Origin of the sequence: Serpentinimonas barnesii (genome assembly GCF_000696225.1) — a bacterium.
Lineage (GTDB): Bacteria > Pseudomonadota > Gammaproteobacteria > Burkholderiales > Burkholderiaceae_C > Serpentinimonas > Serpentinimonas barnesii.
Window position 1 is genome coordinate 1 of the sequence record NZ_BAWN01000012.1, and the last position, 13,934, is coordinate 13,934.

The window sequence follows — 13,934 nt, forward strand, 5'->3', positions numbered from 1 at the left end:
GCCCGCCGTACCGGCTTGGGCGCAACGCGGCGAGACGGTGCGCATCGCCCTGATCGACCCACAGTCAGGCCTGATGGGGCCGGTGGGCATCAACCAGTTGCGCAGCGCGCAGTTTTTTGCCGAGAAGTTCAGCGGTGCCGGCAACCCGGCTGGGGTGCGTTTCGAAGTCACGGGCTTTGACAACAAGCTCAGCCCGGCCGAAACCCTCACCGCCATGCAGGCCGCGATCGACCGCGGCATCCGTTTCATCTCGCAAGGCAACAGCTCGGGCATTGCCGGGGCCATCATCGACGCCGTGAACCGCCACAACAGCCGCAACCCAGGTCGCGAGGTGGTGTTTTTGAACCACTCGGCGGTGGACCCCGACCTCACCAACTCGCGTTGCAGCTTCTGGCACTTCCGCTTCGATGCCGACACCTCCATGAAAATGGAGGCCCTGACCACCTACATCCGGGGCGAGCCCACCATCCGGCGCGTGTTCCTGATTAACCAGAACTACGCCCACGGGCACCAGGTGGCGCGCTTTGCGCGCGAAATGCTGACACGCAAGCGGCCCGACATCCAGATCGTGGGAGAAGACCTGCACCCACTGGCCCAGGTGCGCGACTTTGCCCCCTACGTGGCCAAGATCATGGCCTCTGGGGCCGATTCGGTGATCACCGGCAACTGGGGCTCCGACCTCACACTGCTCATCCGCGCTGCCAACGACGCCGGCTACCGCGGCCGCTTTTTCACCTACTACGCCGGCGTCACCGGAACCCCAACGGCGCTGGGCACCGCGTCCGAAGGCCGTGTGTACCAGATCGCCTACAACCACTACAACATGGGTGGGCAGATGCAGGTCTGGATGAACGAGTTTCGCCAGCGCTTTAACGACGATTTCTACACCGGCTCGCTCATCCACATCTACAACGCACTGGGGCAGGCCATGGCCAACGCCCGCTCCACCGACCCGGTGCGGGTGGCGCATGCGCTCTCGGGGCTGCGCTTCAACAGCTTCAGCGGCCCGGTCGAAATGCGCCGCGCCGACCACCAGTTGCAGCAGCCGCTGTACCTCACGCGTTGGCAGCGCGTCGATGCGCGCCACCCCTACAGCCCGGAAAACACGGGCATGACGCTGGCGCTGGTGCGCACGTTCGAGGCCTTCGTGGCCAGCACGCCGACGAGCTGCAATATGCAGCGCCCGGCCGCGCCGACCTGACAGCCTCATCGTGCCTGCCCGCACACCCCCTTGCGCCCCATCGGTCGCAGGGTGTGCCGGGGGCCTTAAAGCCAACGCCATCCAGTGAGCGCAAAGCGGTGCTGCAAGCCGCCGGCCATGCGCCGCCGCCCGCTATCTGCCCCTGACACCTAAAAAGAGACGCCGATGGAGTTTTTCATCATCTCCCTGCTCAACGGCATCAGCTTTGGGCTGCTGCTGTTCATGCTCAGTTCGGGCCTGACGCTGATCTTTAGCATGATGGGCGTGCTCAACTTTGCCCACGCCAGCTTTTATATGGTCGGAGCCTACCTGGGTTTTGCGGTCTCGCAGGTGGTCGGGTTTTGGTTTGCGCTGCTGCTGGTGCCGCTGCTGGTGGGGCTAATGGGCGCCGGGTTCGAAAAATTCAGCCTGCGCAAGGTGCACAAATACGGGCACGTGCCAGAGCTGATGGTGACCTTTGGCCTGTCTTACATCATTTTGGAGCTGGTGCAACTGATCTGGGGCCGCATCGCGCTCGATTTCCGGCCGCCCGAGCTGTTGCAGGGCTCGGCTTTCACGTTGCTCTCGCAGCCCGACGGCAGCTTGGGCTTCGTCTGGGGCCGCGCCGCGCTCGATCTGTGCACGCCGCTGGGCACGGCAATCTGCTCGCAGTTTCCGGCCACGCGGGCCTTCATCATGGGCATGGCGTTGCTGATGCTGCTCTCGCTCTGGCTGCTGATCACGCGCACCCGGGTTGGGCTGGTGATCCAGGCGGCTTTGAAGCACCCGGAAATGGTGGAGGCGCTGGGCCACAACGTGCCGCGCGTGTTCATGCTGGTGTTTGGCGCCGGCACCGGGCTGGCCGGGCTGGCGGGTGTGATGGGCGGCAGCACCTTTGTCACCGAACCGGCGATGGCGCTCACGCTGGGGGCGATCGTGTTCGTGGTGGTGGTGGTGGGCGGCTTGGGCTCGCTGGCGGGGGCGTTTCTGGCTTCGCTGCTGATCGGCGTCATGCAGACCTTTGCGGTGGCGATCGACCAGTCGATTGGCAGCCTGCTGATGGGGCTGGGGGTGGCGCTGTCGGCCGAGGCGCAGGCGCACGAGCTGATGCGCTTCACGGTCTCCAAGGCGGCGCCGCTGCTGCCCTTTTTGCTGCTGGTGCTGGTGCTGATTTTCCGGCCGCACGGTTTGCTTGGCAACCGCGACCATTAAAAGGCAGCACCCCATGACCGCTACAAAATACTACCAATTCAGGCCCATCAACGTCGGGCGCTGGTTTATCTGGTCGCTCTTTGCCTTGCTGCTGCTGCTGGCGCCGCAGGTGTTCGATAGCAGCTTTGCCATCAGCATGATGGCGCAGATGGGCATCGCCATCGTCGCCTGCCTGTCGTTCAACATGCTGCTGGGGCAGGGCGGCATGCTCAGCTTCGGCCACGCCGTCTATGCGGGCTTGGGCTCCTACGTGGCCATACACGCGCTGCTGCTGCTGGGCGAGGCCGGTTTGCCGGTGCCAGCGGTGGCGCTCATCCCCCTGATCGGCGGCTTGGCGGGGCTGTTCTTTGCGGCCTTGTTTGGCTACGTGACGACCAAAAAAGCCGGCACCGCCTTTGCCATGATCACGCTCGGGGTGGGCGAACTGATCTTCATCGCCTCCATGGTGTTTTTCGTCTTTTTTGGCGGCGAGGCCGGGGTTTCCGCCAACCGCGTCATCGGCGAGCCGTTTCTGGGCATCAGCTTCGGGCCGGGCATCGAGGTCTATTACCTGATCGCGTTTTACACCTTTTTGTGCGTGGCGCTGATGTTTGCCTACACCCGCACGCCGCTGGGGCGCATCATCAACGCGGTGCGCGACAACCCGGAGCGGGTCGAGTTCATTGGCTACGACCCGCAAACGGTGCGCTACCTGGTGTTCATGCTGGCCGGTTTTTTTGCCGGCATCGCGGGCGGCATGGCGGCGGTGCTGTTCGAGATCGTCACCTCCGAGGTGGTGGGCCCGATCCGCTCCGGCTCCTACCTGCTGTTTGCCTTTCTGGGCGGCGTCACCTTCTTCTTTGGCCCCATCATCGGCGGCATTCTGATGGTTCTGGCCTTTGTGATGTTCTCCGAAATCACCAAGGCTTGGATGCTCTACCTTGGCCTGATCTTTGTGTTCATGGTGATGTACGCGCCGGGCGGCATCGCCGGGCTGATCATGATGAACCTGCGGCTGGCGCTGTTTGGGCGGCTGCGCGAGCTCTGGGCCAGCTACCTTGGGCTGGGGGTGACGGCGCTGGCGCTGCTGGCCAGCCTGGGGGCGCTGATCGAAATGATTTATCACCTGCAACTGGGCACTGCCATGGGCGACGAGGTGCCGTTTTTGGGCATGTCGCTCAACACGCTCGACCTTGATGTCTGGTTTGGGGCCGTTTTCGTGGCGCTGACCAGTTTTGGCTTGTTCGAGTTGTGCCGGCGCAGCTTCAGCCGCCAGTGGGCCGAGATCCAGACCGACATCGAAAAAGAAATCAAACGCCGGGAGACCACATGAGCAGCGCCGTCCCCTACGCCATCGAGCTCAAAGGCGTGTGCAAGCGCTTTGGCAAGGCAGAAATCATACGCGGCGTCGATCTGGCCGTGGCAGCCGGGGAGCGGGTGGCCATCATCGGCCCCAATGGTGCTGGCAAATCGACCCTGTTCAACCTGATGAGCGGGCGTTTTGGCCCCAGCAGCGGCGAAATCTGGCTCAATGGCCAGCGCATCGACGGCAAGCCGGCCTACGCCATCAACCGCATGGGCCTGAGCCGCAGCTTCCAGATCACCAACCTGTTCCCCAAACTGAGCGTGTTCGAAAACCTGCGCTGCGCGGTGCTCTGGAGCATGGGCTACCGCTACTCCTTCCTCAAGTTTTTGGCCGACCTCGAAGACGTGATCGAGCGCGTCGATGAGCTGCTGCACCAGATGCGGCTGGAGAAAAAACGCGATACGCTGGCCATGAACCTGACCTACGCCGAGCAGCGCGCGCTCGAGATCGGCGTCACCATCGCCGGCGGGGCCGGGGTGCTGCTGCTCGACGAGCCCACGGCCGGCATGAGCAAGAGCGAGACCAAGCGCTTCATCGACCTAATCCGCGAAGTCACGGTGGGCAAGACCCTGCTCACGGTGGAGCACGACATGGGCGTGGTGTTCGGCTTGGCCGACAAGATCGCGGTGCTGGTGTATGGCGAGCTGATCGCCTTCGACACCCCGGAGGCGGTGCGCGCCAACGCCCGGGTGCAAGAGGCCTACCTGGGCTCGGTGCTGGCCGAAGCGCATTGAGTGCAGCAGAAAGCAAACATGCTTGAAATCGACAATTTGCACGCCTTTTATGGCAAAAGCCACATCCTGCACGGGGTGGCGTTCAAGGTGGCGGCGGGCGAGATCGTTGCCCTGCTGGGGCGCAACGGCTCCGGGCGCTCGACCACGGCCAAGGCCATCATGGGGCTGGTGGACACCGAGGGCAGCATCGTCTGGAAGGGCCAGCGCATCACTGGGCGCAAACCCTTCGAGGTGGCGCACCTGGGGATAGGCTACGTGCCCGAGAGCCGCGACATTTTCCCCAAGCTCACGGTGCAGCAAAACCTGCTGCTGGGCCAAAAGGGCGGTCAAAAAAACTCACGCTGGGGCTTTGACGACATGTATTCCATGTTCCCGCGCCTCAAAGAGCGCGAGCACACCGAGGCCGGGGTGCTCTCGGGTGGTGAGCAGCAAATGCTCACCCTGTGCCGCACCCTGATGGGCGACCCAGATCTGATCATCATCGACGAGCCGACCGAGGGCCTGGCGCCCAAGATCGTCGAGCAGGTGGCGGCCTTTTTGCAGGCCCTCAAGGCCAGGGGCATCTCGGTGCTGTTGATCGAGCAAAAGCTCACCATTGCGCTGCAAATATCGGACCGTGCGCTGGTGATGGGGCACGGCAGCATTGTGTTTGACGACACCCCGGCCGCGCTGCAAGAAAACCGCTACATCCGGCGCGAGTGGCTGGAAGTTTGAGCCGCTAGACAAACAGGCGACAGCCCGCGCTGGGTGGCGCCCAACGGGCTTTGTAAAATCCCGCCAGAGCGAACGGTCGTGCTATTTTGCCGCCCTTAGCCGCCCGCCACTGCCCTTGGCTGCCCCGCAACCCACATCAGGAGACCGCATGACCGCCCACTACCAAACCCACGGCGAGGTGGCCGTGATCACGCTCGACAACCCGCCCATGAACGGCATGGGCCTGAGCACCCGCCGCGCTGCGGTGCAAGCGCTGCAACGGGCGCAGGACGACCCGGCGGTGCGCGCCATCGTCATCGCCGGGGCGGGCAAGCTGTTTTCCAGCGGGGCCGACATCAAGGAGTTCGGCACCCCCAAGGCCTACCAAGAGCCCAATCTGCTCGGCCTGATCCGCGCTTGCGAGGCTTCGCCGAAGCCGGTGCTGGCGGCCATGCACGGCATTTGCATGGGTGGCGGGCTGGAGCTGGCGCTGGGCTGCCACTACCGCATCGCCGCTCCCGGCACCCGCATGGCGCTGCCCGAAGTCAAGCTCGGCCTCATACCCGGTGCCGGTGGTACCCAGCGCCTGCCACGCGCCTTGGGCGTGGAGCCGGCGCTGAACATGATCGTCAGCGGCGAGCCGGTGCCCAGCGAAATGCTGGCCCAAATACCGGGCCAGAAGCTGTTCGACCGCATCGCCGCTTCCGAGGCCACGCTGCTCGACGAAGCGCTGGCGCTGGCGCGCGAGCTGGCGCACAAGCACGCCGACGGCACCGCGCTGCCACGGGTGCGCGATCTGCCGTGCAAGCACCCCCAGGGCGACGCCTATTTCCAGTTTGCCCGCAACATGGCCAAGGGCATGGCACCGCGCTACCCGGCCCCCATCAAGTGCATTGACGCGGTGCAACTGGCGACACAGAAAAAATTTGAAGACGGGCTGGCGCAAGAGCGCCAAATTTTCATCGACCTGATGAGCACGCCCGAGAGCATGGCCCTGCGCCACGTGTTCCAGGCCGAGCGCGCCGCCAGCAAGATTGCCGACGTGCCGCCCGACACCCCGACGCGCCCCATCCGCTCGGTGGCCATCATTGGCGCGGGCACCATGGGCGGCGGCATCGCCATGAACTTCCTCAACGCCGGCATTCCCGTGGTGCTGCTGGAGCAGCAGCAGGCCGCGCTCGATCGCGGGCTGGCCACCATCCGCAAAAACTACCAGGCCCAGGTCACCAAGGGCAAGCTTAAGCAGGACAAACTCGAGCAGCGCATGGGCTTGCTGCGCAGCACCCTGAGCTACGCCGATCTGGCCGAGGCCGATCTGGTGATCGAGGCCGTGTTCGAAGACATGGGCGTCAAGGAGCAGGTGTTCAAACAGCTCGACGCGGTGATGAAGCCCGGTGCCATACTGGCCTCCAACACCTCGACGCTGGACCTCAACCGCATCGCGGGCTTTACCCAGCGGCCGCAGGACGTGGTCGGGCTGCACTTTTTTAGCCCCGCCAACGTGATGAAGTTGCTCGAAGTGGTGCGCGGTGCACAAACCGCCCCCGAGGTGCTGGCCACCGTCATGGCGCTGGGCAAGACGATCAAGAAAACCTGCGTCGTTTCGGGCGTGTGCGACGGCTTCATCGGCAACCGCATGCTGGAGCAGTACGTGCGCCAGGCCGGTTTCCTGCTCGATGAGGGCTGCACGCCGCAGCAAGTGGACCGGGCGCTGGAGCAGTTTGGTTTTGCCATGGGGCCGTTTCGGGTCGGCGATCTGGCCGGCAACGACATCGGCTGGGCCATCCGCAAGCGCCGCTACGTGGAAAAACCCGAGGTGCGCTACAGCAAAACCGCCGACCTGCTGTGCGAGCAGGGGCGTTTTGGCCAAAAGACCGGTGCCGGCTGGTACGACTACGCCCCCGGCAAGCGCGACCCCATCCCCAGCCCGCTGGTGCAGCAACTGATCGAGCAAAACCGCCAGCAGCTCGGCTTGCAGCCGCGTGCCATCAGCGACGAAGAAATCGTGCAGCGCATGGTGTTTGCCTTGGTCAACGAAGGCGCGCACCTGCTGCAAGAGGGCATCGCCGCCAAGGCCGGCGACATCGACATGGTGTACCTCACCGGCTACGGCTTTCCAGTCTGGCGCGGCGGCCCGATGCACTACGCCGACCAGTTTGGCCTATTCAACGTGGCGCAGGCCATGCGCGGCTTTGCCCGCAACCCGCACGACGACGCCAGCTTTTGGCAACCCGCCCCCTTGATCGAGCGCTTGCTCGCCGAAGGCCGCACGTTTACCGGCTAAGCGCCTTCACCGAACCCGGAGCATCACACCCATGAGCCAAGCCCTCATCGTATCCACTGCACGCACCCCGCTGGCCAAAAGCTGGAAAGGGTCTTTCAACCTCACGCACGGGGCCACACTCGGCGGCCACGCGGTGCGCCACGCCATAGCGCGCGCCGGCATCGACCCGGCCACGGTCGAAGACGTGATCATGGGCTGTGCCAACCCCGAAGGGGCCACCGGCATGAACATCGCGCGCCAGATTGCGCTCGCTGGTGGCTGCCCGGTGACAACCTGCGGCCTGACCGTGAACCGCTTTTGCTCCTCGGGCCTGCAAACCATTGCGCTGGCGGCGCAGCGCATCATTGCGGGCGAAGGCGAGGTCTATGTGGCGGGCGGGGTCGAGAGCATCTCGTGCGTGCAGCAAGAGATGAACCAGCACATGCTGATCGACCCCGCGCTCAAAAAAGCCAAACCCGCCATCTACTGGACCATGCTGCAAACCGCCGAGCAAGTGGCGCAGCGCTACCAGATTGGGCGCGAGGCGATGGACGAATACGGTGCCGCAAGCCAGCAAAAAGCCTGCGCCGCGCAAGAGGCGGGCCGCTTTGCCGACGAAATTGCCCCCATCGAGGTGCGCGCCGGTGTGGCCGACAAAACCCTGGGCCTGATCACCCGCACCCTCACCGTGAGCCAAGACGAAGGCTTGCGCGCAGGCACCACGCGCGAGGGCATCAGCGGCATCAAGCCGGCGCTGCCGGGTGGTGTGGTGTCCGCAGGCAATGCCAGCCAGTTCAGCGATGGCGCCGGGGCCTGTGTGGTGATGCACGAAGCGCAGGTGCAAAAGCTCGGCTTGCAGCCGCTGGGGCGCTTTCTTGGCTTTGCCGTGGCCGGTTGCGAGCCCGACGAAATGGGCATCGGCCCGGTGTTTGCCGTGCCCAAGGTGCTGGCCAAGCTGGGCTTAACGGTCGATGACATCGACCTGTGGGAGCTCAACGAGGCTTTTGCGGTGCAGGTGCTGTACTGCCGCGACCGGCTCGGCATCCCCAACGAGCGGCTCAACGTCAACGGCGGCGCGATCGCGCTCGGCCACCCTTACGGCGTGTCTGGTCAGCGCCTCACCGGCCACGCCCTGATCGAGGGCCGCCGGCGCGGGGCCAAGCGGGTCTGCGTGACCATGTGCATCGGCGGCGGCATGGGCGCGGCCGGAGTGTTCGAGGTGCTTTGAGCTTGCATTGGACTTTGCCTTTTCGGCAAAATCCCGGAACCCTTGGCCACGAGCTCGGCTCGAACCTTATCAAATGGCATTGCTGCGCAGGGGCCTTGCTTGGCCAATGCGCAGCCTTGTGTCAGACCCCTGTCGATGCCTGTTGCAGGCTTTAACCTCGGTTTTTTTACGGCTTAGCGCCTAAACGGGGTTGCAGGTTGCAAAATAGATGTATCGCATCATTTTGTGTGCAGGTGGTCGTTTCGGTTCAACGCATTACGAGAGGAGTGGGCATGAGCATCAGCGAAGCATCGCGCGGCCTGGCCGCGCTGCAAAAAATACGGGTCGTCACCGACACCCTCACGGCACCGGCGGCACGCGCTCCGGTCGGGCTACCGCCTCTGCCCAGCCACGCCCCCACAGGTGCCAGCCCCAAGCCCACCGGCCACTACCGTTCCTACCAGCCCCGGCCTTTCAAGCGCGAGGAGCGCGACAAGGTCACGATCCTCTTTGGTGGTCTGCACTGGCGCGCCGAGCGCCTGATGCAGGGCGCGATGGAAAACCTGGGCTACCGGGTGCAGGTATTGCCCAACGCAACCCGCGCCGACTTGCTCACCGGGCGCGAAGTGGCCGACATCGGCCAGTGCTGCCCGACCAGCTTCGTCACCGGCAACCTGACCAACTTTTTAAGCCGCGAACGTGAGCGCATCGGGGTCGAGCGCGTCAACCAAGAATACATCTACATCACTGCCGGAGCCTGTGGCGCCTGCCGTTTTGGCCAGTACCACCAGAGCTACGAGCTGGCGCTGCGCAACGTCGGGCTGGATTCGTTCCGCTTTTTCTTGCTGGAACAAACCAAGGTCGACCAGGGCCCTGCGCACGGCGGCGGGCTCGATCTCAGCCCGGCCTTCACCCTGGGGGCGGTGTGGGGCGTGCTGCTGGCCGATGTGGTGCAAGACTTGGAGTACCAGGTGCGCCCCTACGAGAAAAACCCCGGCGAAACCACCCGCGTGGCGCGCGAAGCGGTCGAGTATTTGTACGAAACCATGCGCCAGCGGCCCGCCCAAGGCAAAAAATGGGGCCCCTTGGTCTGGCACTTCGCCACCCCGTACTTCATCAACGCGCTGCGCGAGGTGCGGCGGCGCTTCGATGCGATCGAGGTCGATCGGCTGCGCGTCAAGCCGCTGGTCAAAATCACTGGCGAGTTCTACCTGCAAACGGTCGAGGGCGACCCCAACTACAACATCCACAGTTGGCTGGAAGGCGAAGGGGCCGAGGTCTATCCGGCCCCGGTGGTGGTCTGGCTCGAATACCTGCTGCGCCACGGGCGCCAGAAAACCCAAGAGCGCATCGGCATCGAAGCCGGGGCGCGGCGCCAAGACGCCACCTACGCCGCCATCGAGCGCCTGCTGCGCTGGACCTACAACCGCATGCGCCATGCCTTGGGTGACGTGCCGCACGCCTTACCCGAGCAAAACGTGCTGCGCGATTTGGCCGCCCCTTATTACCATAAGCAGCTCAGTGGGGGCGAGGGCGATATGCTGATCGGCAAAGCCCTGTGGTCGCACCTGCACAAAAAGGCGCACATGACGTGCGAGCTCTCGCCCTACGCCTGCATGCCCAACACCATGAGCATTGGGGCCATGGCGGCGGTGCAGGGAAAATACCCTGACTTGCTCTACGCGCCGATCGAGATCAAGGGCGACGCCGAGGTGCACGCGCTGTCGCGTTGCCAGATGATCCTGACCGAGGCCAAAAAGCGCGCCGTGCGCGAGTTTGAATCGGTGTTGCAACGCATCGGCCTGACCGAGGCGCAACTGGCGGCCGAAGTGGCGGCGCGGCCCGAGTTGTCGCGCGCCACCTACAAGGTGCCACACTATGGCGTGGCCGGTACGGCGGCCAACTTGGCCCTGCACATTGCGCACCTCAAAGGCTTGCCCGGGGTGCGGGCATGAAGCGCCTAGGCCTAGACGTCGGCTCCACCACGGTCAAGGCGCTGCTCGAAGACGGCAGCGGCCAGGTGCTGTGGCAAGACTACCAGCGCCACGACACCAAGCAGGCCGAAAAGGTGCTGGAGTTTTTGCGCCGCCTCGAAGCCGAATGCGGCCTCGAAGCCGGGGTCGATCGCATTTTCATTACCGGCTCGGGTGCCGGGCTGATCGCCCCTTTGCTGGGGGCCAAGTTCGTGCAGGAAGTGGTGGCGGTTTCGGCAGCGGTAGAAAAGCTGCACCCGGAAGTCAACTTCGTCTCCGAAATCGGCGGCGAAGACATGAAGACCCTGTTTTTTACCCCCAGCGGCGACGGCAAATCGAAGCAAGTCTTTATGCAGTCCGCTTGCAGCGGCGGCACCGGAACCTTCATCGAAAAAACCGCGCGCAAGCTCAAAGTAGCCCCCGAAGATCTGGCGCAGATGGGCTACACCGGGCTGGATTTGCACAAAATCAGCTCAAAATGCGGCATTTTTGCCGAAACCGATGCCAACACGCTGGTCAAGAGCGGCGTGCCGGTGCAAGAGATCATCGCCAGCCTGTTCGAGGCGGTGGTTTATCAAAACCTGGCCACCCTCACCAAGGGCAACATACCCACGCCACAGGTGCTGCTGCTGGGCGGGCCGAATCTGTTTTTCAAAGGCTTGCAAGAGGCGTGGCGCTACCATCTGGCCAAGCTCTGGGCTGAGCGCCGCGTGGTGCTGCCCGAGGGTGTCAGCCCCGAATCCCTAATCCAGGTGCCCACCGAGGCGCTCTACTACGCCTGCATCGGCTGCATCGAAATCGGGCGCAGCGAGCCAGCCACGGTCGGCGTTTACAGCGGCACCGAGCGCTTGCAGTGGTGGATCAGCGACGGGCAGCACGAGCAAAAGGCGCGCGAAGGGGCCAAGGGCTTGGCCGCCAGCGCCCAAGAGCTGGAGCAATTTTTGCAGTCCTACGGCCAAACCCAGCGCGTGATGCCCACCGCCGAGGCGGCGGCCGCAGCGGGTCATACCCAACAAACCGTGATTTTGGGCTGCGATTTCGGCAGCACCACGGCCAAGGCGGTGGTGCTGTCGCAAAGCGGTGAGGTGCTGGCCAGCCAGTACGTGCCCTCCAACGGCAACCCGATCGAAGACGCCAAGGGCCTGATGCGCGCCGTGCGCAAAGCCGGCTTTGAGCGCATCGGGGCCGTGGGTCTGACCGGCTACGGCAAAGACTTGCTCAAAGACATCGTCGGCTCCGACATGGCCGTGGTCGAGACCGTGGCGCACGCCACCGCCGCGCTGCACTACATCCCGGACGCCGACGTGATTTGCGACGTGGGCGGAACCGACGTGAAAATCATGCTGCTGCGCCAAGGCACGGTGGCCGATTTCCGGCTCAATTCGCAGTGCTCCTCGGGCAACGGCGCTTTTTTGCAGGGGGTGGCCGAGCGCTACCGCATCCCGCTCGATGAATACGCCCAAAACGCTTTCGAAGCGCGCTCAATCCCGGCGCTGGCCATGGGCTGCGGGGTGTTTTTGCAGTCCGACATCGTGAACCAGCAGCGCAAGGGCTGGGCCCGCGAAGAAATCATGGCCGCACTGGCCTCGGTGTTGCCGCTCAACGTCTGGGTCTATGCCGGGCAGATTCAGAATCTGGCCGCCGTGGGGCGCAAATTTGTGCTGCAAGGCGGCACGCACCGCAACCTGGCGGTGGTCAAGGCGCAGGTTGATTTCATCCACTCCAAGGTGCCCAGCGCCGAGGTGGTGGTGCACCCCTACTCGGGCGAGGCCGGTGCCATTGGGGCCGCGCTGTGCGCCCTCGACTGGTTCAAGGGCGGCAAAACCACCCAATTTCGCGGCTATGATCTGATCGAGGCGCTGGAATACAAGGCCACCACCAACGAAGACACGGTCTGCCATTGGTGCCCCGTGAACTGCCGTCGCACTTTCATCGACGTGCAGATTCCCGGCGCGGCGGGACGGCCTTGGAGCAAGGTGCCGGTGGAGGCGGGCTGGGAGCGCGTCATCAGCGGCAACACCTGCCCCAAGGGCTTGCTCGAAGACGTGCAAGAAATGAAAGTAGTCAAAGATCAACTGGAGGAAGCGCGACGTGCCTACCCGAACATTGCTGAACTGGTTCGTGAAGGCGCCTTCAAACGCGCCAAAGAGGAGCTTGTTCCAGTCGGCGCCGACTGAAGCCGAGCGGGCCGAGCAACGCCAGGCGCGCGCCAAGCTGCGCATCGGCATTCCGCGTGTGCTCAACATCTGGAGCACGCACCAGTTCTGGTTTGGCTTCCTGGAGGCGCTGGGCATAGACCCGCGGCGCATCGAGTTTTCATCCGACACCTCGGACGAGCAGTCGCGCACCTACGCCAAGGGGCGCGGCACGGTGGACTGCTGCTACCCGGTCAAGTGCATCTCGGGGCATTACGGCGAGTTGTTGGCGCGCAGCAAGCGCAAGATCGACATCTTGTTCTCGCCCATGATCCACTCCGTGCCCTCCTACCTAGACGGCCATGTGGACGCCTCGCTCACCTGCCCGCGCGTGATGGCGGCCTCGGAAAACATCAAGGCCGGCTTCATCAAAGAGCGCGACGCCTTTGCCGAAGCCCGGGTGCTGCACCTCACGCCTTTTGTCTCGCTGGCCGACCCGCCGGTGGTGCCCAAGCAGTTGTACGAGGGCATGCGCGAGGCCATACCGGGCCTGACGCTGGCCGAAACCACGCACGCCGTGGACATGGGCTACCGCACCCTGAATGCCTACAACCAGCGCCTGCGCGCCAAGGCGCGCGAGATTTTAGAGTGGTGCGCACGCGAGCAGCGCCCTTGCATCTTGGTGCTGGCGCGGCCCTACCACATGGACCCGGGCATCGGGCACGAGATCGAGGTCGATCTGCAGGCGCACGGCTACCCGGTGCTGTGGGCGCAGTACCTGCCCACCGACCCGGATTTGCTGCACTGGATGTTCGACCCCGACATCGCCGAGGGCCACATCCGCTCGCCGCTGGATATCCGCGATGTCTGGAAATCGTCTTACAGCGGCAACACCAACGAGATCATGTGGGGCGCTAAGGTGGCGGCGCGCATGCCCTGGATTGCGGCCGTGGTGCGGCTGGCCAGCTACGAGTGCGGCATGGACCAGCCCACCTATTCACCGGTGCAATCGATCGTTGAGCGCTCTGGCACCCTGTTCTTTTCCTTCCAGGATCTGGATTCGACCAAACCGGCCGGCTCGGTGAAAATCCGGGTTGAGACCGTGGCGCACTACCTGGCCAAGCAAGGGGCCGACATCATCGCTAAAAAGCTCGCCGCCAGCCCGCCCGACTGCCCTTTGCTCAAGGCTTGA

General features: G+C 64.2%; 10 protein-coding genes. All 10 read left to right on the forward strand.

Annotated features, from left to right (window positions below; all coding sequences use genetic code 11):
• Positions 1–1,201, forward strand: a 1,201-nt coding sequence (locus tag SRAH_RS03750; protein ID WP_029462014.1) for a branched-chain amino acid ABC transporter substrate-binding protein, incomplete at its 5' end; no start/stop codon positions are given.
• Between the two features lie 165 nt (positions 1,202–1,366).
• On the forward strand, positions 1,367–2,392 hold the full coding sequence (locus SRAH_RS03755; protein ID WP_029462015.1) for a branched-chain amino acid ABC transporter permease: 1,026 nt from the start codon (positions 1,367–1,369) through the stop codon (positions 2,390–2,392).
• A 13-nt stretch (positions 2,393–2,405) separates the two neighbouring features.
• A complete protein-coding gene (locus SRAH_RS03760) occupies positions 2,406–3,704 on the forward strand; it encodes a branched-chain amino acid ABC transporter permease (RefSeq protein ID WP_029462016.1) in 1,299 nt (432 codons plus the stop codon).
• Positions 3,701–4,471 (forward strand): ABC transporter ATP-binding protein, encoded by a 771-nt coding sequence (locus SRAH_RS03765; RefSeq protein ID WP_029462017.1) that lies wholly within the window; start codon positions 3,701–3,703, stop codon positions 4,469–4,471. The genes SRAH_RS03760 and SRAH_RS03765 overlap by 4 nt, the downstream gene beginning before the upstream one ends.
• Positions 4,472–4,489: 18 nt before the next feature.
• Positions 4,490–5,185 carry an ABC transporter ATP-binding protein gene (locus SRAH_RS03770; protein ID WP_029462018.1) on the forward strand — a complete coding sequence of 232 codons (696 nt, stop codon included), beginning with the start codon at positions 4,490–4,492 and terminating at the stop codon, positions 5,183–5,185.
• A 148-nt stretch (positions 5,186–5,333) separates the two neighbouring features.
• The gene (locus tag SRAH_RS03775; protein ID WP_029462019.1) at positions 5,334–7,448 is read left to right on the forward strand and encodes a 3-hydroxyacyl-CoA dehydrogenase NAD-binding domain-containing protein; all 2,115 of its coding nucleotides are present in this window, start codon (positions 5,334–5,336) and stop codon (positions 7,446–7,448) included.
• 31 nt (positions 7,449–7,479) lie between these two features.
• On the forward strand, positions 7,480–8,655 hold the full coding sequence (locus SRAH_RS03780; RefSeq protein WP_029462020.1) for an acetyl-CoA C-acyltransferase: 1,176 nt from the start codon (positions 7,480–7,482) through the stop codon (positions 8,653–8,655).
• A 272-nt stretch (positions 8,656–8,927) separates the two neighbouring features.
• The gene (locus tag SRAH_RS03785; RefSeq protein WP_197537847.1) at positions 8,928–10,589 is read left to right on the forward strand and encodes a hypothetical protein; all 1,662 of its coding nucleotides are present in this window, start codon (positions 8,928–8,930) and stop codon (positions 10,587–10,589) included.
• Positions 10,586–12,784 (forward strand): BadF/BadG/BcrA/BcrD ATPase family protein, encoded by a 2,199-nt coding sequence (locus tag SRAH_RS03790; protein WP_045476088.1) that lies wholly within the window; start codon positions 10,586–10,588, stop codon positions 12,782–12,784. The genes SRAH_RS03785 and SRAH_RS03790 overlap by 4 nt, the downstream gene beginning before the upstream one ends.
• Positions 12,762–13,934, forward strand: coding sequence for an acyl-CoA dehydratase activase-related protein (locus SRAH_RS11945; RefSeq protein ID WP_045476090.1), 1,173 nt, complete (start codon positions 12,762–12,764; stop codon positions 13,932–13,934). Before SRAH_RS03790 ends, SRAH_RS11945 begins: the two co-directional genes overlap by 23 nt.